Source organism: Microcella alkalica, assembly GCF_014595885.1.
Lineage (GTDB): Bacteria > Actinomycetota > Actinomycetes > Actinomycetales > Microbacteriaceae > Microcella > Microcella alkaliphila_B.
Map to the genome: position 1 here is coordinate 146,951 of NZ_JABUKC010000003.1, position 22,542 is coordinate 169,492.

Here is a 22,542-nt window from a genome sequence, read left to right on the forward strand (position 1 = left end):
TGCGTTCAGCCTTGGTGAACACAAGTGAAGCCGCCGGAGGGCGGAAAGTCAAGCAGGCCTACGCCAGCGCGCGCCTTCGCGCCACCTCGTAGAGCGTCACGCTCGCGGCGATGCCCGCGTTGAGCGACTCGGTCGCCGCCGAGATCGGGATCGACACGATCGCATCGCACGTCTCGGTGACGAGCCGCGAGAGCCCCTTGCCCTCGCTGCCGACGACGATGACGAGCGGCTGGTCGGCGAGCTCGAGCTCGGGCAGCTGCACGTCGCCGCCGCCGTCGAGGCCGAGGATGAACAGCCCCTCGCTCTTGAGCTGCTTGAGCGTCTGCGTCAGGTTCGGCGCCATCGCGACGGGCGTGCGCGCCGCGGCGCCGGCCGAGGTCTTCCACGCCGCGGCCGTCACGCCGACCGAGCGGCGCTGCGGCACGATGACGCCGTGCCCGCCGAACGCGGCCGTCGAGCGGATGATCGCGCCGAGGTTGCGCGGGTCGGTCACGCCGTCGAGCGCGACGAGCAGCGGCGCCTGGCCGCGCTTGCCCGCGGCCTCGACGAGGTCGAGCGGGTGCGCGTACTGGTACGCCGGCACGGTGATCGCGATGCCCTGGTGCACGGCGTCGGGGCCCGTGAGGCGGTCGAGCTCGGGCCGCATGACCTCGAGCACGGGGATGCCGCGCTTCGTCGCGAGGCCGAGGGCCTCCTTGACGCGGTCGTCCATCTCGACGCGCGCGGCGAGGTAGAGGGTCGTGGCGGGGATGCGCGCCCGCAGCGCCTCGAGCACCGAGTTGCGCCCGCTCAGCACCTCCGCGTCGCCCGTCTTCTTGGCCGAGCGCGGGCCCCCGCTCGTCGAGGTCGCGGTCGAGGGCTTGCGGGTGGCGCTCGCCGCACCGGCGCCGCCGCGCCCGGAGCGCGACCGCGCGGCCTCGAGCCGCTCCTGCGCCGCCTTGCGCTTGCCGGCGGGGTGCCAGCTGCGGTCCTCCGCCTTCGGCGTGGGGCCGCGGCCCTCGAGCGCCTGCCGCCCCTGACCGCCCGAGCCGACGGTCGGGCCCTTCTTCTTCTTGCTCGCGCCGGGGCGCCCAGGCTTAGCCATCGATACTCCAGTCGGTTCCCGTGGGGGTGTCCTCCACCACGATCCCGGCCGCGGCGAGGTCGTCGCGAATGCGGTCGGCAGTGCTCCAGTCTCGCGCATCGCGCGCGGCCCGGCGTTCGACGATGAGCCGATCGACGAGGGATGCCAGGGCCCGGTGCGTCGCGTCGGCCCCGTCCCGGGCATCCGCCGCCTCGAGATCGAGCCCGAGCACGCCGACCATGGCGAGCACCGCGGCCCGCGCTGCGCCTGCCGCCGCCACGTCGTCGGCGTCGAGCGCGGCGTTGCCCGCCCGGACGGTCTCGTGCAGCGCGGCGAGGGCTGCGGGGGTCGAAAGGTCGTCGTCCATGGCCGCGGCGAAGGCCTCGGGCACCTCGGCCGGCAGCTCGGCGAACCAGGTGCCCTCCACACGCCGCCCGGCGCGCGCGACGAAGCCCTCGATGCGGTCGAGCGCCGCCTCGGCCTCGGCGAGCGAGCCCTCGGTGTAGTCGATCGTCGAGCGGTAGTGCGCCGAGCCGAGCCAGTAGCGCACGACGGCGGGCCGCGCCGAGCCGAGCAGGTCGGCCGCGAAGACGGAGTTGCCGAGCGACTTCGACATCTTCTGCCCGCCGATGGTGACGAGCCCGTTGTGCACCCAGTGCCGGGCGAAGCCGTCGCCCGCGGCCCGCGACTGCGCGAGCTCGTTCTCGTGGTGCGGGAACCGCAGGTCGAGCCCCCCGCCGTGGATGTCGAAGGCGTGGCCGAGGTAGCGCTGCGCCATCGCCGAGCACTCGATGTGCCAACCGGGGCGGCCGGCGCCCCACGGCGAGTCCCAGTGCGCGCTCGCCGGCTCGTCGGGCTTGGCGCCCTTCCACAGGGTGAAGTCGCGCGGATCGCGCTTGGCGCGCGCGGGCGCGTCGCCGGCGTCGTCCATGTCGTCGGGCGACTGTCGCGTGAGCTCGCCGTAGGCCGGCCAGCTGCGCACGTCGAAGTAGACGTCGCCGGAGCCGTCGTCGGCGGCGTAGGCGTGGCCCCGCTCGAGGAGCGCCGCGATGATGGCGTGCATGCGGTCGATCGACGCGGTCGCGCGCGGCTCGTAGGTTGGGGGCAGGATGCCCAGCGCTCGATACGCGGCGGAGAACTCGAGCTCGACGCGGTACGCGAGCGCGTGCCACGGCTCGGCGTCGCTCGCGCCCGCGAGGATCTTGTCGTCGATGTCGGTGACGTTGCGGATGAAGGTCACCGCGTAGCCCCGGTGCGCGAACCAGCGCCGCCACAGGTCGTACACGAGCGCGCTGCGCACGTGCCCGATGTGCGGAGCCGACTGCACGGTGGGGCCGCACACGTACATGCCGACGCGGCCGGGCTCGAGGGGCTCGAAGTCGACGACGGCCTGCTGCAGGCTGTCGTAGAGGCGCACGGTCACGCCGGCCAGCCTATCGGCGGGGCTCGGCGGCGCGCGGGTCGGCGCTCGCGGCGAGCAGCGCCGTGGCGATCGCAGCGACGCCCTCGCCCCGGCCCGTGAAGCCGAGGCCGTCGGTCGTCGTCGCGGCGACGCTCACGGGCGCGCCGACGATGCGCGTCAGCAGCGCCTCGACTTCGGCGCGGCGGGGCGCGAACCGGGGCCGGCGGGCGACGACCTGCACGGCGACGTTGACGATGTCGAAGCCGGCCTCGCGCACGAGCTCGCGCGTGGCGACGAGGAAGACCTCGCCGCGCGCGTCGGCGAACCGCGGGTCGTCGACGCCGAACCGCGAGCCGATGTCGCCGAGCCCGGCCGCGGAGAGCAGCGCGTCGCAGAGGGCGTGGCTGATCGCGTCGCCGTCGCTGTGCCCGGCGAGGCCGGGCTCGTCGGGCCAGTGCAGGCCACCCAGCCACAGCGGCGCGCTCTCGTCGTAGGCGTGCACGTCGATGCCGATGCCCGTGCGCAGGGCGGGGCGCTCGCCGCCGACGAGCTGCTCGGCCCGCCGAAGATCCCACGGTGTCGTGATCTTGAAGCCGCGGGCGTCGCCCTCGACGACGACGACGGGATGCCCGGCGGCGCGATGCACGCTCGTGTCGTCGGTGTGGTCTGCCGCGGCCTCGGCGATCGCCGCGCGGTACAGCGCGAACGGGAAGCCCTGCGGCGTCTGAATCGCGGCGAGGTCGCTGCGGTCGACGGGCTCGAGCACGCGGTGCTCGGCGTCGCGCCGCGCGATCGTGTCGACGACGGCGAGGGCCGGCACGACGCCGACGCCGTCGGCGCGCACGCGCGCGATGACGCGCTCGAACACCTCGGGAGTCTGCAGCGCGCGCGCCGCGTCGTGGATGAGCACGAGCTCGGTCTGCTCGGGCAGGGCGGCGAGCCCGGCCTGCACCGACTGCTGGCGCGTCGAGCCCCCCGCGACGACGCGCACGTGGTCGCGGGCCGCTCCGGCGGCGTGCGCGGCGATCGCCGTCGCCTCCTGCAGGTGCGAGGCGGGCGCGACGATGACGACGCTCGCGGGCTCGGCGAGCGCGAAGACGGCGTCGAGGCTGCGGTCGAGCAGCGTGCGGCCGCCGACGGGCACGAAGGCCTTGGGCTGCGGCTGCCCGAGCCGGGTGCCGCTGCCCGCCGCGACGACGACGACCCCGACCGCGGGAGCCGGGGGCTCCGCGCGCGCGGGGTCGTCAGCAGTCGTCATGGCTGCGCCGTCGGCGTCGCGACGGCGAGGCTCAGGAGGCGAGCACCTCGTCGAGGACGCTCGAGGCCTTCTCCTCGTCGGTCTTCTCGGCGAGGGCGAGCTCGGAGATCAGGATCTGGCGCGCCTTGGCGAGCATGCGCTTCTCGCCCGCGCTGAGGCCGCGGTCCTGATCGCGGCGCCACAGGTCGCGCACGACCTCCGACACCTTGATGACGTCGCCCGAGGCGAGCTTCTCGAGGTTCGCCTTGTAGCGGCGCGACCAGTTGGTGGGCTCCTCGGTGAACGGCGCGCGCAGCACCTCGAACACCTTGTCGAGACCCTCCTGGCCGATGACGTCGCGAACGCCGACGAGGTCGACGTTGTCAGCCGGAACCTCGATCGTGAGATCACCCTGCGTGACGTTGAGCTTGAGGTAGAGCTTCTCTTCGCCCTTGATGATTCGGTTCTTGACTTCGATGATCGTCGCCGCCCCGTGGTGGGGGTACACGACCGTCTCGCCGACCTGGAAAAGCATGGATGGTGGTCCTTCCGCAGAACCTCGATTCTACCACAGCGGTTTCTCAGCATCCCCGGCCGGCCCGGCACGCGCCCCGCGTTCGCGCGCGCTGAACAGAGCCTGAGACCTGGCTAGACTGGGGGAGGTCGCACGACTGCTCGCGCGATGGCTCGCGCCCGCGACCGCAGACTCGATGGGCTCTGGAGGCTATCCGTGAACAACCGCTGGGCGACGACGATCGCTCTCGCCGCCGTCGTGGCGCTCGGGACGACCGGCTGCACGTTCGACGCCGAGATCGCCACGAACATCCCGTACGAGCCCAGCGACGGCGCCGGCACCACGGTCGGCGACATCGCCGTGCGCAACGCCCTGCTCATCACCGACGACGGCGACCGCCTCAACCTCGTGGTCTCGCTCGTCAACACCGGCGACGAGAACCGCGCCGTGACCATCCAGTGGGAGTCGGGCAGCGGCCGCGAGAGCGAGCGCGTCGTCGTCGACGGCCAGAGCACGACCTCGCTCGGCGGCCCCGAGCAGGAGCAGATCATCATCGAGGGCGTCGACGTGACCCCCGGCGCGCTCTACCCGGTCTTCTTCCAGTACGGCGACGAGCCCGGCAGCGAGCTGCAGGTGCCCGTGCTCGACGGCGCGCTGCCCGAGTACGAGCTCTACGTGCCCGAGGCCGACCCCGAGTCGACCGACTAGGGCCCGCGCTCGGTCGGGCCGATCGACCGGACGGCGCCGGTTCGCCGACGCCGCTCGACCGGTGGGCGCGCGCCGAGCATCCGCCCCCTACGCCTCGAAGCGGTAGCCGAGGCCGCGCACCGTCAGCAGCAGCTGCGGGTTCGACGGGTCGGCCTCGATCTTCGAGCGGATGCGCTTGACGTGCACGTCGAGCGTCTTGGTGTCGCCGAAGTAGTCGGCGCCCCACACGCGGTCGATGAGCTGCCCCCGGGTCAGCACGCGGCCGGCGTTGCGCAGCAGCAGCTCGAGCAGCTCAAACTCCTTCAGCGGCATCGCGATCTCGCGACCGTTGACGCTCACCTGGTGGCGATCGACGTCGACGCGCACCCCGCCGGCCTCCAGCACGCCGTCGTCGATGACCTCGTCGTCGACGCGGCGCCGCAGCACCGCCCGGATCCGCGCCAGCAGCTCGCGTGTCGAGTACGGCTTCGTCACGTAGTCGTCGGCGCCGAGCTCGAGGCCCACGACGATATCGACCTCGCTGTCCTTCGCCGTGAGCATGATGATCGGCACGCTCGAGCGCTGCCGGATCTCGCGGCACACCTCCGTGCCGGGCAGCCCCGGCAGCATGAGGTCGAGCAGGATCAGGTCGGCCCCGGCGCGGTCGAACTCGGCGAGCGCCGCCGGCCCGTCCTCCGCGACCGCGGTCTCGTAGCCCTCCCGACCGAGCAGGTAGGCGAGCGGCTCGGAGAGCGAGGGCTCGTCGTCGACGATGAGAATGCGGGTCATGCGCGGGCCTTCGGGGTCAGGGCGGAGGTCAGGGCGGTCGTCAGCGGCGGCAGCACGGCGGGCGTGGAGTCGGTCGCGCGCGGCAGACGCAGCGTGAACGTCGAGCCTCGGCCCGGCTGCGACCACACGCGCACATCGCCGCCGTGGTTCTGCACGACGTGCTTGACGATGCTGAGGCCGAGGCCCGTGCCGCCCGTGGCGCGAGCGCGCGCCTGGTCGACGCGGAAGAAGCGCTCGAACACCCGGTCGAGGTCCTCTTCGGCGATGCCGATGCCCTGATCGGTCACCGCGATCTCGACCACGTCGTCGAGCGCGGTGACGCCGATGCCCACGCGCGAGGGGCTCGGCGAGTACTGCACGGCGTTCGCGATGAGGTTGTGCACGGCCGTGACGAGCATCCCCTCGTCGCCCCAGACGCGCTCGCCGCTGCGGGCGCCGGAGACGAGGGCGATGCGGTGCGACTCGGCCGTCACCCGGTTCTGGTCGATCGCCGCCTGGATGACCCGGTCGACGTCGACGACGTCGGGGTCGGTGAGCGCGTCGGCGGCCTGCAGGCGGCTGAGCTCGATGATCTCCTGCGTCATCGTCGCCAGGCGCGTCGACTCCTTGCTCATGCGCTTCGCGAAGCGCCGCACCTGCTCGGGGTCGTCGGCGGCCTGCTCGAGCGCCTCCGCCAGCAACCCGATCGCGCCGATCGGCGTCTTCAGCTCGTGGCTGATGTTGGCGACGAAGTCGCGGCGCACCGCCTCCAGGCGCACCGACTCGGTGCGGTCGTCGGCGAGCAGCAGCACGAAGCGCGTGCCGAGCGGGGCGACGCGCACCGTCAGGTGGATGCTCGCATCGCCGAGCGGTCCGCGCGCGATGTCGACGTCCTCCGTCACGGCCTCGCCCGAGCGTCGCACGCGGTCGACGAGGTCGACGAGCGGCGCGTGCACGAGCGTGCGGTGCCACACGAGTCCGAGCGTGTGCGCCCCGGGGCTCGCCTTGACGACGTTGTTGCTCGGGTCGACGACGGCGCCGGCGGTGTCGAGCACGTCGAGCACGTGTGCGATGCCGTCGGGCACCGCCGTCGACGTCACCTCGGCCGCGACACGACCCCGCCGGGCTGCGGCGACGACCGTGGCGACAGCGCCTCCCCCGATCACCGCGCCGAGGAGCAGCGCGAGGGGCACCAGCAGTGCCGAGTCCATGAGCACTAGATTAGACACCACTTCCCGCCCCGGAACGCCCGGAACGGGACGGCGAGCGCCCGGTGCCGAGAGTTCGCTCTCGCGTCACCTGCCGTTCACCCGCGACGAGCAGTGTGGGCCCCGACTGTGCGCCCCGAGACCAGCAAGGACGTGACCTGATGCGCGAAGTGTTCCAGCAGGAGCTGCGAGAGGTGCAGGAGCGCCTCGTCGAGATCTCGACCCTCGTCGCGACCTCCATGGACAACGCCACGCGGGCCTTCAACGAGTCCAACGTCTCCCTCGCCGAGCAGGTCATCGCCGAGGACTCCAAGATCGACGTAGCCGCAGCCGAGCTCGACGAGCTCGCCATCAACATCCTCGCCCGTCAGCAGCCCGTCGCGCGCGACCTGCGCATCGTCGTCAGCGCGCTGCGCATCAGCGCATCGCTCGAGCGCATGGGCGACATGGCCGAGCACATCGCGCAGCTCGCCCGCTACCGGTTCCCGGAGAAGGTCGTGCCCAAGAGCCTGCGCCCCACCTTCGCCGAGATGGGCCAGGTCGACGTGCAGATCGCCCGCATGCTCGTCGAGCTGCTCACGACGGAGGACGTCAAGATCGCCGAGGCCATCCGCAACGAGGACGACAAGGTCGACGCCCTGCACCTCAGCGTCTTCGACAAGGTGCTCGGCGAGACCTGGAAGGGCCAGGCCATCGACACCGTCGACGCCACCCTCGCCTCGCGCTACCACGAGCGCTTCGCCGACCACGCCGTGTCGATCGCCAAGAAGGTGCAGTACCTCGCGACCGGGGACTGGGTGCCGCAGGCGCACTAGGTCGGCGCGGCCCAGGCGGGCCGGGCGAGGGCCCCGCCGGCGCTGACGGTCAGTGCGGTGCGACGCCCTCCGGCGCGGGCGGCATGTCGAACTCGAACCCCATGACGCGATGGAACCGGGCGAGCCCGTTCCAGACCGAGATCGACATCGTGAGCTCGACGAGCTCGCGCTCGTCGAAGAGCGACTGCAGTCGGCTGCGCAGGGCGTCATCGATGATCGTCGGATGCTCGGCCGGAGCCAGACGCGCGGGCTCGAGCGTGAGTTCTCGCGTGAGCTCGAGGGCCGCGCGCAGGCGGTCGTCGAAGCCCCGCCACTCGCCCGCCACGACCAGTTCGAGCTCGCGCTCGTCGACGCCGTTGCGGCGCGCGGAGGCGGTGCGGTGGCTCACGGTGTAGGCGCAGCGGTTGAGCGACCCGACCAGGAGCGCGCTGAGATCCTTGGTTCGAGCATCCAGTCGGCCGGGGCCGGCGACGGCGCGCAGGAACGGCAGGTACGCCGCGAACAGGTCGGGGCTGTGCATGATCGCGCGCCAGGTCTCGAGCGCCTGACCGTACTGGGCGATGCCGGAGTCGGCGACGGCGCGAGCCTCGCCCTCGAGCGTCGCGGGGTCGACGAGACTGACGAGCCGCACGGTCAGCGCCCCCGCTCGAACATCGCCGAGAACTCGGCGAGCGACGTCTGCAGCGCCTCGTCGTAGCCGAGCTCGGCGAAGCGGTAGAGCGAGGGCCGGCCCGCGAGCACAGCGTCTCCGGCGCGCGCGGCGCGCTCGAGCCACGCCGTCGCGTCGGCCTCAAGACGCTCGGGCTCGAGCACGGCGTTGACGAGCCCGACCTCGCGGGCGCGCTCGGCGCTGAACGGCTCACCGGAGCCGATGTTCTCCATGGCCCAGCGCACGCCGATGCGGTGGACGATGGGCACCTGGGCGATCATCGGCCAGACGCCGACGCTCACCTCGTAGGTGCCCAGACGCGCGGTCGGGGTCGCGACCGCGTAATCGCAGACCGCGACGATCGAGGCGCCCGAGGCCACGGCATCCCCGTTGACGGCCGCGGCGATCGGGGTGCGCAGGGTCGGGAAGACACGCAGCAGGCTGACGAGCGAGGTGGCGAAGGCCACCGGATCGGCGCCCGCGCGGATCGCCGGGACGTCGAGTCCGCCGCAGAAGCTCTCACCCGCGCCGGTCAGCAGGATGCCGGTCACCTCCGGATCGCGATCGGCAGCCAGGATGGCCGACGTGACCGTGCTCATCACCTCGGGGTTGAGCAGGTTGGCCCCTGGGCCACGGATCTCGATGCGGGCGATGCTGGTCATGCTGCGACTCCTTCGCGCGTGGACTCTGTCGACGATGATGCCTCGAGCCGGCGCCTCCGCACGAGTGCGCGCCGCACGAGCCGACTCAGGCCGGAGAGCACTCCCATCGCGCCGTCGGGGGCGAAGCGCACGATGAGGATCACGATGATCGCCTCGATGAGCGATGCCCACCCGGCGAAGTCGGCCGTGAACTGGCGCAGCACGAAGACGGCGACCGCCCCGATGAGCGGCCCGTAGAGCGTGCCGAGCCCGCCGATGACGCAGATGATCACCGCGTCGAGCGTGTACTGGATGCTGAAGGCCGACTGCGGCGTTACCTGCCCGTTCTGCAGCGCGACGACTGCGCCCATCACGCCGACGAGGAAGGCGGAGATGGCCCACGTCGGCAGCAGCGTGCGAAGGCGGCGCACACCGAGCGCGAGCGCGCCGTCCTCGTTGTCGCGCAGCGCCAGCAGCCGCAGACCGAGCGGCAGGTCGACGATGAGCTGCGAGACGATGACCGCCACAAGGGCGAGCACGACAGCGATGCGCATCACGGTGAGCAGGTCGACGCTCTGATCGAGCGGTATCGAGTAGCCCTGCGATGCCCGCGTGAAGTCCCAGTTGAGCATCCACCCCTGCACTGCGAGGGCGAGGCCGAGCGTGCCGATGGCGAAGTACGGGCCGCGCAGACGCAGCATGGGGTAGGCGAGCACGACGCCGATGAGGGCGGCGATGACCCCCGACAGCACGAGCACGACGACGAGCGGCAGACCGAGCAGGTCGAGGATGACCGCGGTGGCGTAGCCGCCCACCCCCACGAAGATCGAGTGGCCGAGCGAGAACTGCCCGCCGAACCCGCTGACGAGGTTCCAGCTCATGGCGAGCACCGCGAGCAGCAGCAGCGAGGTCAGCTGGTTGACCGTCGCCAGCCGAAGACCCTCGGACGACGCGAGCAGCGCGACGGCGACGAGCAGGGGCGCGCCGTAGCGAGCCAGTCGGGCGAGCGCCCGCGGTGCGCGCGAGGCTCGAGGAGCGGTGAGGTCGGTCATGCGCGCTGCACCTTCGCGAACAGGCCCTGGGGGCGGAGGAGGAGGACGACCACGAGCGCGCCGAAGACGGCCACGTCGCGGTACTGGGCGCCGAAGACGGCGGCGGCGATCGTCTCGACGAGGCCGACGGTGATGCCACCGGCGAGCGTGCCGCGAGCACTGCCGAGGCCGCCGATGACGACGACGGTGAACGCGCGCAGCAGCCAGCCCGTGCCGGCGACCGGATCGACCGAGAACGAGAGGGCGATGAGCGCGCCGCCGATGGCCGAGACCGCCGCCGCGACGGCGAGCACCATGGCGTAGGTGTGCTTGAGGTCGATGCCCACGAGGCCCGCCGCGTCGGGGTCGAAAGCTGCCGCGCGCACCTGGCGCCCGAAGCGCGAGCGCCGCAGCGTGAGATCGAGCACGATCACGAGCGCGACGCCGATGACGGTCGCGATGAGCAGCGTCGTGCGCATGCCGACGCCCAGCACCTCGACTTGCGAGGCCGCGTAGGGGGCGTTGAGCGTGCGCGGGTCGGCGGTGAAGACGAGCAGCAGCACGGTCTGCACGACGACGGAGACGCCGAAGGTCGCCGTGATCGGCGCCTCCGTCGAGTGCCGCATGAGCGGCGTCAGCAGGTAGCGCTGCAGCGGATAGGCGAGGGCGCCCACGATGAGCGCGGCGGGGATCGCGAGCAGCAGCGGGTCGCCGCCGAGGCTCACGACGAGCAACGACGTCACATAGCCGCCGAGCACGAGGAACTCGCCGTGCGCGAGGTTCACCATCTTGATGACCCCGAACACGAGCGACAGCCCCAGTGCGACGGTCGCGTAGAGTCCGCCGAGCAGGATCCCCTGGACCACGAGCTCCATGAGCGCCCTCCCCTCGTCCCCTACTGCAGGCCGGGCACGGGCACGGCGATGGAGGACGCCGCGTCACCGCCCGCGTTCAGCACGAGCACCTGGTCGCCGCCGACCCACTGGGTCTGCACGGCGGGCAGGGCGGCCGTGTGGTCGTCGGCAAACGCGATGCTGCCGGCCGGGTACTCGCCGTCGGTGGCCGCGATGGCCGCCACGATCGCGTCGGCCTCGAGCGAGCCCGCCGATTCGATGGCCTCAATGAGGATGCGCGCGATCGAGTAGCCGTAGGCGATCGTGCCGAGGTCGCTGTTGACGCCGCCGGTCTGCTCGGCGAAGTCGGCGATGAAATCGGCCTCACGATCGAGGCCCATGCCCTCGGCGTACCAGTTGGCGGCGAGCACGCCGTCGGCGAGGCCGTCGCTCAGCTGCGGGTAGCCGCCGGTGTTGCCGGCCTTCTCGAGGAAGAGCACCTCGGGCTGGTAGCCCTGAGCCTTCATCTCGCGCAGCAGCGCGATGCCGTCCGGCGGGATCACCTGGGCGATGACGACCTCGGCGCCCGAGGCCTTCGCCTCGGAGACCTGGGCCGAGAAGTTGGTGTTGCCGACCGGAAACTCCTCGTGAGCGACGATCTCGTAGCCGAACGACTCGGCCTTGTCGGCCCAGAGCCCGCCCATGACGATGCCGTCCTCCTCGAGGTCGGTGAAGAGCGCGACCTTCTTGTTCGTCTCTACCAGATCGGCCGCCTGGAACTGCGTGTCGGTCATCTGCACCTCGTCGAAGAAGGCGTCGAAGGCGTACTTCCAGCCCTCGGGGTTCGCGCCCTTCCACGCCTGGATGGGCGTGATCGTCATGATCGCCGGCACCTTCAGCTGCTCGGCGGCGAGCGAGACGGGAATGCTCAGCGGCGGCGTCGCCGGACCGAGGAGCGCGACGGCGCCCGACTCGAGCACGAGGTCGCGGGCCTGCTCGCTCGCCGTCTCGGGCGTCGAGGCGTTGTCCTGGATCTCGAGCGCGAGCTCGCGCGCGACGCCGTCGACGGTGATGCCGCCGGCCTCGTTGATCTCGTCGACGGCGAGCTGGTATCCCACTTCGAGCGACGTGCCGAAGGCCTGAAGAGGTCCGGTCAGGGGAAGGCTCGCGCCGAGGACGACCGGGTCGTCGGCGGATCCGCCTGCGGCGGAGCAGCCGGCCGTGAGGCCGAGCGCGAGGACGATCGTCGAGGCGACGACCGTGCGGCGGAATGCGGTCATGCGAAGTGCTCCTTTGCGGTTCTGCATGGTCGGGATGGTGCGAAGGGGGTCAGGAGGAGGCGTCGTCCGAGATGCCCAGGTAGGCGCGGGCGAACTCCTCCTCGCTGAAGTCCCGGGGGTGGCCCCGGAAGATGACGTCGCCGCGGCGCAGCAGCAGCACGCTGTCGGCGAGCTCGAGCGCCTGGTGCACGTTCTGCTCGATGAGGATCACGGCGGTGCCCCACGAGGCGATGCGCTCGACGGCGTCGAGCATGCGGTCGACGATGAGGGGGGCGAGCCCGAGCGAGAGCTCATCGAAGATGAGCACGCGCGGCTCGCTCGCGAGCGCTCGGCCGATCGCGACCATCTGCTGCTCGCCGCCGGAGAGCGTGCCGGCGGCGCGATTCTGGAGCTCGCGCAGGCGGGGGAAGAGCTCGTGCACGCGATCGAGCGGCTCGCGATGGCGCGCCGAGCGCAGCCCGAGCTCCAGGTTCTCGCGCACCGTCATGTCACCGAAGAGCCGCCGACCCTCCGGCACGAGCGCGATACCGGCCCGCACGCGCTGGTGAGCGCTGCGGTGGTGCACGGGCTCGCCGTCGAGCAGGATCGCGCCGGTACGGGCCGTCGACGCGCCCTGCAGCGTGCGGGCGAGGGTCGACTTGCCTGCGCCGTTGGCGCCGAGCACGGCGAGCACCTCGCCGGCGGCGATCGTGAACGACACGTCGTTCACGACGGTGATCGGCCCGTAGCCCGCCGAGACGCCGTCGACCTGCAGGAGGGCGGGCGCGTCGCCCGGCAGCGGCGGGCGCTGCCGACGCGGCTCATCCGACTCTCGCGCCGAGCCCAGGTAGATCTCGATCACGCGGGGGTCAGTCGAGACCTCCTGCGGCGTGCCCTCCATGAGCGACTTGCCCCACTCGAGCACGAGCACGCGGTTCGCCAGACGGTGCAGCACCTCCTGCACGTGCTCGACGATGACGAGCGTGCGACCGCTGGCGTGCACCGCTGCCACGAGCGTGATGAGCTCGTCGAGGTCGGCGCCCGTGAGCCCGGCGGCGACCTCGTCGAGCAGCACGACCTGCGGGTCGAGCGCGAGCGCCCGCGCGAGCTCGAGACGCTTGAGCTCGAGCAGCCCGAGCTGCCCCGCGGGCCGGTCTGCGGCGGCCAGCATGCCCGTGAGCTCGAGCGCCTCGTGCACCACCGCGGCGCGGTGTCGCCTCGGCACGACCTGCGCGGCGACCTCGACGTTCTGGCGCACGGTTAGCTGCCGGAACGGCTTCGGGATCTGGTGAGCGAGACCCACGCCGTTGCGAGCGGCGTCGCCGCGCGCCGAGCGATTCATGTCCTGCCCGCACACCGTCAGCTCGCCGGTGCTCGGCCGGCGCACGCCGGCGAGCAGCGACAGCAGCGTGCTCTTGCCCGCGCCGTTGGGGCCCATGATGCCGAGCACGTCGCCGCGGCGCAGCTCGAAGCTCACGTCGCTCAGCGCCGTGACGCCGCCGAAGGTGCGCGAGACACCGGCTGCGCGGATCAGCACGTCCTGTGCGGGGTTCTCGTCCGTCATGATCATCGTCGATCTCCGGAAGCGCTCGCTGCCGACCGGATCAGGCGGCGACCGAGTCGCCGACCCGGATGCTGCGCGTGATCTCGTCGAAGTGCTCGGCCAGCTCCTCCGCCGTCGAGGCCGTGGCCGCGACGTAGAAGTCGGGGCGCACGAGCATGTGCGCGCGGTCGTGCTCGCGCAGCCAGCTCGAGTACGTGCCGTCGAGGTCGACGACGTCGGCGCCCGAACCGGGGGCGCCGACGGTCAACTGCCGACCGCCGAGGGCCGCGAAGCGCTCGGCGCGCTCGCCCGTGAGCGGAGCATCCGCGCCCACGGCGCTGATGACGAACCAGCCGCGACCCACGACGTCGTCGAAGCGACCCGTGCGGCCGCCCGCGGCGACGATGCTCTGCACCGAGGGCTTGCCCGCGAGCGGGTCGGACTCGATCCACGTGCCGGAGCCCAGTAGCGCCTCGTGCGCGGGCACCGGGCCCGACTGGCTCTGGATCGCGTGCTCGGCCATCATGCGCTCGTTGCGCGCAGCGGCCTCGGCGGGGTCGGCGACGCAGATGACGCGACCGAGGTCGGCCGAGAAGTTGATGTACCACTTCGCCTGCTCGCGGCGCTCGCTCGACCAGTCGTCGAGCAGCTCGAGGCTCGCCTCGTCGCGCAGCACGAGGTCGAGACGCCAGATGAGGTTGACGACGTCGCGCAGTCCCGCGCACATGCCCTCGCCGGCGAACGGCGGCATGAGGTGAGCGGCGTCGCCGACGAGCACCGCGCGGCCCGCGCGCCAGTGCTCGAGGTACTTCGCCTGGAAGCGCCAGACGACCGCGCGCTCGAGCTCGGCGTTGGCGGGGCTGAGATCGAAGGGCTCGAGCAGGCTCCACACCTTCTCGGGCGTCGCGAGCTCGGCGGTGTCTTCGCCCGGCAGTGCCATGAACTCCCAGCGGCGGCGACCGGGGCCGCCAGGCACGACCGTGGTCGGCCGAGCCGGGTCGCACACCTGATAGTGCGCGGTGACGTACTGCGGCATGACCTCGGGCTTGACGTCGACGACGAGCCAGTCGCTGAAGAAGTTCAGGTCGGTGTAGTCGTATCCGATGGAGCGGCGGATGAAGCTGTTCGCGCCGTCGGAGCCGATGGCGAAGCGCGCCTCGATGCGGCCCGTGCGGCCACCCTGCTTGGCGCTCGCGACGACGCCGGCGACCTCGGTCTCGACGTAGTCGACCGTGACGCCCTCGTCGGTCTGCGAGAACGCGACGACCTCGTTGCCGGGGTGCAGGTGCACCGAGGGCAGCGTCTGGATGAGCGTGCGCAGGCGCTCCTCGAGGTCGGGCTGGTTGAACCAGTAGCGGTTGCGCCAGCCGTCCTGTGCCTTCGAGATCCAGTCGACCTCGAGCAGGATCTCCTGCTCGGGCGTCATCCAGAAGTAGTGGTCGTCGTGGTACTCGATCGCAGGGTCGTTGTCAGAGTCGATGCCGAGCGTCGACAGGATGCGCGCGATCTCGTGGTCGAACGTCACCGCGCGCGGCCGACCGAACGGCGTGGGCCAGCGCTCGATGCCGTGCACCGTGTAGCCACGCTGCCCGAGCATGATGCAGGCGAGGAGGCCCACGGGGCCGAGGCCGACGACGACGACGTCGCCGCGGTGCGTCTCAGAGACTGAGGAGGTCTGCGTCATTGGAAACTCCGTACAAATATGAATGGACACTCATCCACGAGTGATTCACCACATTAGAGACTTCCGTCATAATGTCAAGTGAGCTCCTCCAGTGGGGTGCGCGGAGAGAACACGTGGAACAATCACGAGGGCCACGACGGCAGCTCGGCACGGACGGGAAGGAGCGGCGACCATGGCGAAGAGCCCGGGCACCACGGCCGCCGATGAGCGGCCCGTCATGGGCCGCCGCGAGCGCAACGCTCTGCGCACGCGCAACGCCCTCCTGCGCGCCGCGCGCGAGCAGATGGCGCAAGGCGGGCCGGAGTCAGTGACGATCCTCGCGATCACCGAGCGCGCCGACATCGGTCAGGGCACGTTCTACAACTACTTCAAGTCGCGCGACGACCTCATCGATGAGGCGATCCTCGACACCGTCGAACGGCTCGGCCAGCGCCTCGACGCCATGTCGCACGGCCTGGAGGACGCCGCCGAGGTCTATTCGTTCTCGCTGCGGCACCTCATGCGCACCGCGCTCTCGGACCCGGTATGGGGCTGGTTCATGGTGCGCGTCGGCATCGCTCAGCAGGGCCTGCTGCAGGCGCTCGGCCCCCGTGCGGCACGCGACCTGCAGTACGGCGTCGACACGGGCCGCTTCACCGTCCCCGACGTTCGCCTCGCCGCCGCCATGACCCTCGCCTCCGTGCTCGGCGCCATGCGCGAGTACCTCGAGCACCGCACCGTCGGCGACCCCACCGACCACTACGCCGAATACCTGCTGCGCATGGTCGGCATTCCGCCGATCGAGGCGCACGAGATCGTGCAACGACCCCTGCCGCCGCTGCCCGACGCCGTCGACGACGAGGACTGAGCGCTTGCTGGTTCCCGCTCCTCCAGGAGCGGGCAGCGTCTGCTGGTTCCCGCTCCTCCAGGAGCGGACAGTGCTTGCTGGTTCCCGCTCCTACAGGAGCGGGAACTGCTCAACGACCCTGACGCGCGAGCGGTCGCCGTCGGGGGCGAGGTCGAGCACCGCGACGGCGCGGAGCTCGAGGCGCTCGCCGCGGTCGATGCGGCTCGCGCGGTCATCCGGGTCGTCGGCGACGGCCACGAACGGCCGGTAGCGGCGCCCCACCAGGGTCGGGTCGTCGACGCGCACCCCGAGGTCGCGGAGGGCCACGACGAGCTCGAGGTGGGCATCCGCCAATCGGCCGTCGTCGACGACGATCGTCGCCTCACGCTCGTCGGCGCCCACGAGATCGTCATCGCCGCCGACCGCCTCGATGACGCCGCCCGGCGCGTACGCCGCTTCGACCGCCGAGACCACCTGGTCGAGGTCGGCGTCGGTCGAGGCGGCGCCGAGCAGCGTCAGGTGCAGGGGCAGCGCGTCGACGTCGAACTCGGCCTCGAGCGCGACCTCGTCGAGGAACGCGACGACCGCGAACCGCAGCACGCGGCCCTCGGCCCTACTTCTTGCCCTGGCTCGCGACCGCGGCGGCGCCAGCGGCGGCGGCCTCCGGGTCGAGGTACTCGGCGGGCTTGATCGGCATGAAGTCGTCGCCCAGCTCGTACACGAGCGGGATGCCCGTCGGGATGTTGAGGCCCGCGATGTCGTCGTCGCTGATGCCGTCGAGGTGCTTCACGAGCGCGCGCAGCGAGTTGCCGTGGGCGGTGACGAGCACCGTCTTGCCGGCCGCGAGATCCTGCGTGATGTCGCTCTGCCAGTACGGCAGCATGCGGTCGATGACGAGCTTGAGGCTCTCGGTGCGGGGCACCTCGCCGTCGATGTCGGCGTAGCGCGGGTCGTGCACCTGGCTGAACTCGGCGTCGTCGGCGAGCGGCGGCGGCGGGGTGTCGAAGCTGCGGCGCCACGTCATGAACAGCTCTTCGCCGTGCTGCTCGAGGGTCTCGGCCTTGTTGAGGCCCTGCAGCGCGCCGTAGTGGCGCTCGTTGAGGCGCCAGCTGCGCTTCACCGGCAGCCAGTCGAGCTCGGCGACCTCGAGGGCGAGGTTCGCCGTGTGGATCGCGCGCTTCAGCAGGCTCGTGTACAGCACGCGGGGCTGCAGGCCCGAGGCCTTGATGAGCTCACCGGCGCGGCGCGCCTCGGCGCGGCCCTGCTCGGTCAGTTCGACATCCACCCACCCGGTGAAGATGTTCTTCTCGTTCCAGACGGAGTGGCCGTGGCGGAGCAGGATCAGCGTGTGCGACATGGGGTCAAGCCTAGCCAGCGCCGGGCATCCGCCCACCCCGTCGGCGCACGGGGCGGTCGGGCGCCCGCGAGAATGGGGCCATGACTCCGCCGCGCGCTGAGGGCCGCATCACGCGCGGCACAACCGGCGTCAACCGGCTGCGGCGCATGGACCGCTGGATCGCCGCCCACCCCGCACTGCGGCACGCCGCCGACCCGCTCGTCGTCGACCTCGGCTACGGCGCCTCGCACCGCACGCCCGCCGAGCTGCTCGCACGGCTGCGGGCGGTGCGGCACGACGTGCGCGTCGTCGGGATCGAGATCGACCCGGCGCGCGTCGCCGCCGCCGCGCCGTACGCGGGCGACGGGCTCTCGTTCGCGGTCGGCGGCTTCGAGGTGCCGCTGGCAGGGGATGCCCGGCCGGCCGTCATTCGCGCGGCCAACGTGCTGCGGCAGTACGACGAGGCCGAGGTCGACGGGGCGTGGCGGCGCATGCTCGCGCGCCTCGCGCCCGGCGGGCTGCTGCTCGAGGGCACGTGCAACGAGGTCGGCCGCGTCGGCAGCTGGGTGGGGCTGCGGGCGGCTGGGGCGCCGGGTGCTGGCGCGTCCGCGGTCGCCGAGACCGGGCCCGAGACCTTCACGATCGCGCTGCACCTCGACTCGCTCGCCGACGCCGGTGGGCCCTCGGTCGTGGCGGAGCGGCTGCCGAAGGCGCTCATCCACCGCAACGTGCCCGGCGAGCGCGTGCACGAGCTGCTGCGCGCGCTCGACACGCAGTGGGCCAGGAACGCGCCACTCGCCACCTTCTCGGCGCGGCAGCGCTGGGTCGCCGCGGTGCGCGGGCTGCGCGACGAGGGATGGCCCGTGCGCGACGGGGTCGCGCGGTGGCGGCTCGGCGAGCTGACGCTGCCGTGGGCCGCGGTCGCGCCGCGCGACGGGGCGCTCGCGGGCGGCGAGTAGCGCGGCGGGGCCCGGCTTCGCGCGCGGCGGCGCGCCGCGGCGGCGCGCGCTACAGCGGCGGCAGCGCCTGTCGCGCCTGCGCCGCGTCGAGCCCCACCGCGACGAGCACGTCGAACACGAGCGAGCGCAGCAGCACGACGACGACCTGGTCGGGCACCGTGACGGCGCCCGGCACGCGGTCGGGCGCGAGCGACCCGGCGAGCGCGAGGCCGAGCACGCGCGCGCGGTCGGCCTCGGCCGGGTCGTCGACGCTCGCGCCGAGGGCCCGCACGATGACGGCCGTCTCGTCGAGCAGCCCCGCGAGCCCGGGGCGCGGCACCCGATCGCGCACGAGGATGTCGACGCGCCGCGCGATCGACCGCACGTGGCGCGTCACCAGGTCGGCGGCCGCGAGCTGCTGCGCCTCGGCGGCGAGCCGGGCGCGACCGCGGCGCAGCCAGGGCGAGTACGCGGCGACGGCGCGGGCCGAGTCGAGCGTCTGCGTCCACTCGTCGACGAGGGGCTGCGTGCGGCGGCTGCGCGCGAGGGCGAGGTCGGCGGCCGGCTCGTCGCCGCGCCGCAGCGCGTCGGCGAGCCCGGTGAGCGATTGGTCGAGCACCGAGAAGAGCGCGCGCGACTCACCGCGCGAGCGCAGCACGTCGAGCCGCGGGATGAGCGCCGTCACGAGCAGCGCCACGACGCCGCCGACGAGGCCGTCGACGACGCGCACGAACACGCCGCCCTCCGGCGCGGGCAGCACGGCGACGAGCATCGACTGCACCGCGGCCGCGATCGCGAACCCCGCCGAGGGCGACACGGCGCGCGCGACGATGAGCGTGATGGCGAGGATCACCGCGATCTGCCCCACCCCCTGCCCGAGCAGCTGCACGAGCACCGCGGCGACGGCGATGCCGACGGTGATGCCGACGACGGTCTCGAGCACGCGCCGCGGCCGGGCGTCACGCGCGAGGCCGAGCGCCGCGATCGTCACCGTCACGGCGACGACGGGCAGCGTGTGCCCGAGCACGAAGGTCGCGATGGCGTAGGCGGTGACGGCCGCCACGACGATCTGCGCGATGGCCGGCAGCGAACGGAGCACGCGCTGGGCGGCGAGGCGGGCATCCATGCGGCGGCGGATGCTGCGCTCGAGCCGCGCGACCGCGTGACCTCGCTCAGCCACGGCCGCCTCCGCGCCCCGCGCGCGCCGCCGAACCCGTCACGGCTCGACGCTAGCGCCGGATCGCCCCGAGCCGCGGGATGCGCGGCACGTTCGCCGTCGCCCCGGCCTCGGGCGGCACGACGACTTCCTGCGCGGCGGCGATCGCCGTCTCGTCGCCGGGCGCGCCATCGGGGCCGGGCAGCTGCGCGGTCACAGCGAGCGCCGCGTCGACCGGCAGGGTGCGCTTGACGACGGCGAGCGCGATCGGCCCGAGCTCGTGGTGCCGCGCGGCGGCGGTGACCCGGCCGACCTCGGCGCCGTCGTGCAGCACGACAGCGCCCGGCTCGGGCAGCACCGACAGCGAGCCGTCGAGGTGCAGCATGACGAGCCGGCGCGGCGGGTGGCCGAGGTTGTGCACCTTCGCCACGGTCTCCTGCCCGCGGTAGCAGCCCTTGCTGAGGTGCACGGCCGAGCGCAGCCAGTCGAGCTCGTGCGGGATCGTGCGGTCGTCGACGTCGGACTGCCGTGGCCGCCACGCGGCGATGCGCAGCGCCTCGAGCGCGAGCGAGCCCGCGACGTGGGCGAGGCCCGAGCGCAGACCGGTGACGAGGCCCGGCAGCGAGGCGCGCGGCACGAGCAGCTCGATGAGCGGGAACTCCGCGCCCGGGTGCGCCTCGACGCCCGCGTACTGCCAGCCTCCCGGCTGCACCTCACCCCAGGGGTCGCGCCACACGAGCGGCACCGCGTTGGGCTCGGCAGGCGAGACGAGCGGCGCGGCGTCGGCGGGCAGCAGCTGCCCGAGTGTCGCCCACTCCCCCGTCGCGTCGGCGACCTCAACGCGCATCATGAACCGCATGCGGTCGAGCCACGCGGCGAGCGCCGCCGCCTGCCCGCCGTCGACGAGCAGCCACGCGGTCGTGCCGTCATCGATGACGCGGATGCTGTGCTCGAGCCGCCCGTTGGGGTCGAGCAGCAGCGTCTCGGCGCTCGACCCCGGCGCGAGCTGCGCGAGCGCCTGCGAGGTGAGCGAGTCGAGGAAGCGCAGACGGTCGTCGCCCGTGACGGTCACGACGCCGCGGTCGGAGAGGTCGACGAGGGCGCGGCCCGCGGCGAGCATCCGCTGCTCGACGACCGGGTCGCCGTAATGACCGGCGGTGGCTCCGAGCGCGACGGCGCCCGGCAGGCTCAGGAAGGCGGACTCAGTCGACACGGGTCAGGGTTCCCGAGGCGTGCGTGCGCAGGTCGTTGCCGAGCGCGGCGATATCCCACGCCCAGAGCAGCCTGCCGTCGACGAGGCCGTAGAGGCGCGTCGCGGCGGCGTACTCCTTCGCGCTCGACGAGCGCATGACGGCGTCGGTCTGCAGGTCGATGCGGGGGCCGTTCACGGTGCCGAGGTAGAGCTCGCTGACCCCGCCGGGGTGGATGAGCGCGACCTCGATCTCGAAGTCGCCGCGGCTCGTGCGCAGCGTCTCGACGCTCTCGGCCGTCGGGTAGGGGCGCTCGCCGACGCCGGGCAGCATGCCGGGGCCGGGGTCGCCGGGCAGGGAGGGGCGGTGCAGGCGCCAGTAGCCGGCCTCGGCGTTGAGGGCCGTCTGCTGCTCGTCGAGCAGCCAGGTGGAGGAGGAGTAGTTCAGGTACGGCAGCCCGTCGTGGCTGAAGCTCACGCGCTGGCCGAACTCGTGCTCGCGGGTCGTGCCGTCGTCGTCGTAGTGCACGACGCCCGTGCCCTCCCAGACCCCGATGAGCCAGGAGAGGGGCGCGAGCTCGGCGGGCAGGCTCGTGTCGAGGTTGAACACGACGCCGGCGAGGTCAGCGCTGGCCGCGGTACAGGTTGCGCAGCACCACGATCGAGACGCCGCCGATGGCGAGCGAGGCGAGGCCGAGAAGGCCGAGGAAGAAGATCTCCAGCGCGAGCAGCATGGGCTCAGTCTACGCGCCGGATGCTGTGAGCAGCATCGCGAGCGACGCCACCGCGAGGATCACCACGACGCCCGTCACGCTCACCTGCATGCGGCGCACCAGGCCGTCCTTCGACTGCAGACTCACCTGCACGAGGAACGTCAGCAGCAGGGCCCCCGCACCGATGACGGGCACCGACGGCAGCCACACCTCGCGGGCTCCGAGCACGACGAGCACGATGAGCCCGGCGACGACGGCGAACCACACGGGCAGCGCGGTCGCGAGGGTGCGGCTCATGAGGCCCATGCTAGGGCTCGGCACCGCAGGAGCGCGCTTGTAGACTGCCCGGGACACCCTGGAGGACGCGTGGCGCAGCTGTTGATCCTGACCTCGCAGGTGAACAGCGACGTTCTCCCCGCGCTCGAGCTGCTGAGCCACCGGGTCCGCGTCATCCCCGCGGAGCCGGCGGCCCTCGTCGGCGCGCCCCCCGCCGACGCGATCATCGTCGATGGCCGCACCGACCTGGCCGCCGCGAAGGGGCTGTGCAAGATCCTCGCCGCGACCGGCGCCGGCTCGCCCCTGCTGCTCGTGCTCACCGAGGGCGGCCTCACCGCGGTGACCGCCGAGTGGGGCGTCGACGACGTCATCCTCGAGGGCGCCGGCCCCGCCGAGGTGGATGCCCGGCTGCGCATCGCGATCGGGCGCCAGTCGCGAGAGGGAGCATCCACCACCATCCGGGCCTCCGGCGTCGTCATCGACGAGGCGAGCTACTCGGCGAAGGTGCACGGGCGCACCCTCGACCTGACCTTCAAGGAGTTCGAGCTGCTGCGCTTCCTCGCCGCGCACCCCAGCCGGGTGTTCACGCGCGAGCAGCTGCTGAGCGAGGTGTGGGGCTACGACTACTTCGGCGGCACCCGCACGGTCGATGTGCACGTGCGGCGCCTGCGCGCGAAGCTCGGCGACATGGAGTCGCTCATCGGCACGGTGCGCAACGTCGGCTACCGCTTCACCCTCCACGAGGAGGAGTCGCAGCGCGTCGACTCGTGATGC

General features: G+C 72.6%; 24 protein-coding genes. 5 read left to right on the plus strand and 19 right to left on the minus strand.

Annotation, left to right across the window (positions count from 1 at the left end):
* Window positions 1-58: 58 nt before the first annotated feature.
* Genes rlmB through ID804_RS08430 form a run of 4 tightly spaced genes read right to left on the minus strand, consistent with a single transcriptional unit; the run spans window position 59 to window position 4,237 of the window.
* Complete coding sequence (gene rlmB / locus ID804_RS08415) at window positions 59-1,084, minus strand: 23S rRNA (guanosine(2251)-2'-O)-methyltransferase RlmB (RefSeq protein ID WP_169079509.1); 1,026 nt, start codon at window positions 1,082-1,084, stop codon at window positions 59-61.
* Window positions 1,077-2,486: a cysteine--tRNA ligase gene (gene cysS / locus ID804_RS08420; RefSeq protein ID WP_169079507.1), complete on the minus strand. Its 1,410-nt coding sequence runs from the start codon at window positions 2,484-2,486 to the stop codon at window positions 1,077-1,079. Before cysS ends, rlmB begins: the two co-directional genes overlap by 8 nt.
* 10 nt (window positions 2,487-2,496) lie before the next feature.
* The gene (ispD, locus tag ID804_RS08425; protein WP_169079505.1) at window positions 2,497-3,723 is read right to left on the minus strand and encodes a 2-C-methyl-D-erythritol 4-phosphate cytidylyltransferase; all 1,227 of its coding nucleotides are present in this window, start codon (window positions 3,721-3,723) and stop codon (window positions 2,497-2,499) included.
* A gap of 31 nt (window positions 3,724-3,754) precedes the next feature.
* Window positions 3,755-4,237, minus strand: coding sequence for a CarD family transcriptional regulator (locus ID804_RS08430; protein WP_169079503.1), 483 nt, complete (start codon window positions 4,235-4,237; stop codon window positions 3,755-3,757).
* Between the two features lie 195 nt (window positions 4,238-4,432).
* Here ID804_RS08430 and ID804_RS08435 point away from each other — a divergent pair, with 195 nt between their 5' ends.
* Window positions 4,433-4,924, plus strand: coding sequence for a hypothetical protein (locus ID804_RS08435; RefSeq protein ID WP_169079501.1), 492 nt, complete (start codon window positions 4,433-4,435; stop codon window positions 4,922-4,924).
* A gap of 87 nt (window positions 4,925-5,011) precedes the next feature.
* On the opposite strand, the gene ID804_RS08440 is transcribed toward ID804_RS08435, so the two are convergent.
* On the minus strand, window positions 5,012-5,692 hold the full coding sequence (locus ID804_RS08440) for a response regulator transcription factor (protein WP_169079499.1): 681 nt from the start codon (window positions 5,690-5,692) through the stop codon (window positions 5,012-5,014).
* Window positions 5,689-6,882 (minus strand): sensor histidine kinase, encoded by a 1,194-nt coding sequence (locus ID804_RS08445; protein WP_169079497.1) that lies wholly within the window; start codon window positions 6,880-6,882, stop codon window positions 5,689-5,691. Before ID804_RS08445 ends, ID804_RS08440 begins: the two co-directional genes overlap by 4 nt.
* A gap of 158 nt (window positions 6,883-7,040) precedes the next feature.
* On the opposite strand from ID804_RS08445, the gene phoU reads away from it, so the two are divergent.
* Complete coding sequence (gene phoU, locus ID804_RS08450) at window positions 7,041-7,694, plus strand: phosphate signaling complex protein PhoU (protein ID WP_169079495.1); 654 nt, start codon at window positions 7,041-7,043, stop codon at window positions 7,692-7,694.
* A gap of 49 nt (window positions 7,695-7,743) precedes the next feature.
* On the opposite strand, the gene ID804_RS08455 is transcribed toward phoU, so the two are convergent.
* Genes ID804_RS08455 through mhpA form a run of 7 tightly spaced genes read right to left on the minus strand, consistent with a single transcriptional unit; the run spans window position 7,744 to window position 15,334 of the window.
* Window positions 7,744-8,325, minus strand: a complete 582-nt coding sequence (locus ID804_RS08455) for a carboxymuconolactone decarboxylase family protein (RefSeq protein WP_169079493.1) — start codon at window positions 8,323-8,325, stop codon at window positions 7,744-7,746.
* A gap of 2 nt (window positions 8,326-8,327) precedes the next feature.
* Window positions 8,328-9,005 (minus strand): enoyl-CoA hydratase/isomerase family protein, encoded by a 678-nt coding sequence (locus ID804_RS08460; protein ID WP_169079491.1) that lies wholly within the window; start codon window positions 9,003-9,005, stop codon window positions 8,328-8,330.
* A complete protein-coding gene (locus tag ID804_RS08465; RefSeq protein ID WP_169079489.1) occupies window positions 9,002-10,036 on the minus strand; it encodes a branched-chain amino acid ABC transporter permease in 1,035 nt (344 codons plus the stop codon). Before ID804_RS08465 ends, ID804_RS08460 begins: the two co-directional genes overlap by 4 nt.
* The gene (locus ID804_RS08470; protein WP_169079487.1) at window positions 10,033-10,890 is read right to left on the minus strand and encodes a branched-chain amino acid ABC transporter permease; all 858 of its coding nucleotides are present in this window, start codon (window positions 10,888-10,890) and stop codon (window positions 10,033-10,035) included. Before ID804_RS08470 ends, ID804_RS08465 begins: the two co-directional genes overlap by 4 nt.
* A 20-nt stretch (window positions 10,891-10,910) precedes the next feature.
* Entirely contained in the window at window positions 10,911-12,128 is a 1,218-nt protein-coding gene (locus ID804_RS08475) for an ABC transporter substrate-binding protein (RefSeq protein ID WP_169079485.1), read from the minus strand.
* Window positions 12,129-12,177: 49 nt separating this feature from the next.
* Complete coding sequence (locus ID804_RS08480; protein ID WP_169079483.1) at window positions 12,178-13,671, minus strand: ATP-binding cassette domain-containing protein; 1,494 nt, start codon at window positions 13,669-13,671, stop codon at window positions 12,178-12,180.
* A 40-nt stretch (window positions 13,672-13,711) separates the two neighbouring features.
* Window positions 13,712-15,334 (minus strand): bifunctional 3-(3-hydroxy-phenyl)propionate/3-hydroxycinnamic acid hydroxylase MhpA, encoded by a 1,623-nt coding sequence (gene mhpA / locus ID804_RS08485; RefSeq protein WP_169079481.1) that lies wholly within the window; start codon window positions 15,332-15,334, stop codon window positions 13,712-13,714.
* A 172-nt stretch (window positions 15,335-15,506) separates the two neighbouring features.
* Between mhpA and ID804_RS08490 the strand changes: the two genes are divergently transcribed.
* Window positions 15,507-16,181: a TetR/AcrR family transcriptional regulator gene (locus ID804_RS08490; RefSeq protein WP_169079479.1), complete on the plus strand. Its 675-nt coding sequence runs from the start codon at window positions 15,507-15,509 to the stop codon at window positions 16,179-16,181.
* Window positions 16,182-16,271: 90 nt separating this feature from the next.
* On the opposite strand, the gene ID804_RS08495 is transcribed toward ID804_RS08490, so the two are convergent.
* Window positions 16,272-16,760: a hypothetical protein gene (locus ID804_RS08495; RefSeq protein WP_169079477.1), complete on the minus strand. Its 489-nt coding sequence runs from the start codon at window positions 16,758-16,760 to the stop codon at window positions 16,272-16,274.
* A gap of 13 nt (window positions 16,761-16,773) precedes the next feature.
* Complete coding sequence (locus tag ID804_RS08500) at window positions 16,774-17,517, minus strand: phosphoglyceromutase (RefSeq protein ID WP_169079475.1); 744 nt, start codon at window positions 17,515-17,517, stop codon at window positions 16,774-16,776.
* 80 nt (window positions 17,518-17,597) lie between these two features.
* On the opposite strand from ID804_RS08500, the gene ID804_RS08505 reads away from it, so the two are divergent.
* Window positions 17,598-18,455: a class I SAM-dependent methyltransferase gene (locus ID804_RS08505; RefSeq protein ID WP_169079473.1), complete on the plus strand. Its 858-nt coding sequence runs from the start codon at window positions 17,598-17,600 to the stop codon at window positions 18,453-18,455.
* 49 nt (window positions 18,456-18,504) lie between these two features.
* Here ID804_RS08505 and ID804_RS08510 read toward each other — a convergent pair whose 3' ends face one another.
* From ID804_RS08510 to ID804_RS08525, 4 genes are all read right to left on the minus strand, one after another.
* Complete coding sequence (locus tag ID804_RS08510) at window positions 18,505-19,614, minus strand: FUSC family protein (RefSeq protein WP_169079471.1); 1,110 nt, start codon at window positions 19,612-19,614, stop codon at window positions 18,505-18,507.
* A gap of 49 nt (window positions 19,615-19,663) precedes the next feature.
* Window positions 19,664-20,803, minus strand: a complete 1,140-nt coding sequence (gene ygfZ, locus ID804_RS08515; protein WP_169079469.1) for a CAF17-like 4Fe-4S cluster assembly/insertion protein YgfZ — start codon at window positions 20,801-20,803, stop codon at window positions 19,664-19,666.
* Window positions 20,793-21,389 (minus strand): heme-binding beta-barrel domain-containing protein, encoded by a 597-nt coding sequence (locus tag ID804_RS08520; protein WP_169079467.1) that lies wholly within the window; start codon window positions 21,387-21,389, stop codon window positions 20,793-20,795. Before ID804_RS08520 ends, ygfZ begins: the two co-directional genes overlap by 11 nt.
* A gap of 133 nt (window positions 21,390-21,522) precedes the next feature.
* Window positions 21,523-21,789: a hypothetical protein gene (locus tag ID804_RS08525; protein WP_169079465.1), complete on the minus strand. Its 267-nt coding sequence runs from the start codon at window positions 21,787-21,789 to the stop codon at window positions 21,523-21,525.
* A 69-nt stretch (window positions 21,790-21,858) separates the two neighbouring features.
* On the opposite strand from ID804_RS08525, the gene ID804_RS08530 reads away from it, so the two are divergent.
* Complete coding sequence (locus ID804_RS08530) at window positions 21,859-22,539, plus strand: winged helix-turn-helix transcriptional regulator (protein WP_169079463.1); 681 nt, start codon at window positions 21,859-21,861, stop codon at window positions 22,537-22,539.
* The last annotated feature ends 3 nt before the right edge of the window (window positions 22,540-22,542 follow it).

Coding starts and splice junctions, on each gene's coding strand:
- ID804_RS08445 (WP_169079497.1), bottom strand. CDS start 6,882: ATGGACTCGGCACTGCTGGTGCCCCTCGCGCTGCTCCTCGGCGCGGTG.
- rlmB (WP_169079509.1), bottom strand. CDS start 1,084: ATGGCTAAGCCTGGGCGCCCCGGCGCGAGCAAGAAGAAGAAGGGCCCG.
- ID804_RS08490 (WP_169079479.1), top strand. CDS start 15,507: ATGGCGAAGAGCCCGGGCACCACGGCCGCCGATGAGCGGCCCGTCATG.
- ID804_RS08440 (WP_169079499.1), bottom strand. CDS start 5,692: ATGACCCGCATTCTCATCGTCGACGACGAGCCCTCGCTCTCCGAGCCG.
- ID804_RS08465 (WP_169079489.1), bottom strand. CDS start 10,036: ATGACCGACCTCACCGCTCCTCGAGCCTCGCGCGCACCGCGGGCGCTC.
- ispD (WP_169079505.1), bottom strand. CDS start 3,723: ATGACGACTGCTGACGACCCCGCGCGCGCGGAGCCCCCGGCTCCCGCG.
- ID804_RS08430 (WP_169079503.1), bottom strand. CDS start 4,237: ATGCTTTTCCAGGTCGGCGAGACGGTCGTGTACCCCCACCACGGGGCG.
- ID804_RS08500 (WP_169079475.1), bottom strand. CDS start 17,517: ATGTCGCACACGCTGATCCTGCTCCGCCACGGCCACTCCGTCTGGAAC.
- ID804_RS08480 (WP_169079483.1), bottom strand. CDS start 13,671: ATGACGGACGAGAACCCCGCACAGGACGTGCTGATCCGCGCAGCCGGT.
- ID804_RS08460 (WP_169079491.1), bottom strand. CDS start 9,005: ATGACCAGCATCGCCCGCATCGAGATCCGTGGCCCAGGGGCCAACCTG.
- ID804_RS08525 (WP_169079465.1), bottom strand. CDS start 21,789: ATGAGCCGCACCCTCGCGACCGCGCTGCCCGTGTGGTTCGCCGTCGTC.
- phoU (WP_169079495.1), top strand. CDS start 7,041: ATGCGCGAAGTGTTCCAGCAGGAGCTGCGAGAGGTGCAGGAGCGCCTC.
- ID804_RS08470 (WP_169079487.1), bottom strand. CDS start 10,890: ATGGAGCTCGTGGTCCAGGGGATCCTGCTCGGCGGACTCTACGCGACC.
- ID804_RS08505 (WP_169079473.1), top strand. CDS start 17,598: ATGACTCCGCCGCGCGCTGAGGGCCGCATCACGCGCGGCACAACCGGC.
- ID804_RS08475 (WP_169079485.1), bottom strand. CDS start 12,128: ATGACCGCATTCCGCCGCACGGTCGTCGCCTCGACGATCGTCCTCGCG.
- mhpA (WP_169079481.1), bottom strand. CDS start 15,334: ATGACGCAGACCTCCTCAGTCTCTGAGACGCACCGCGGCGACGTCGTC.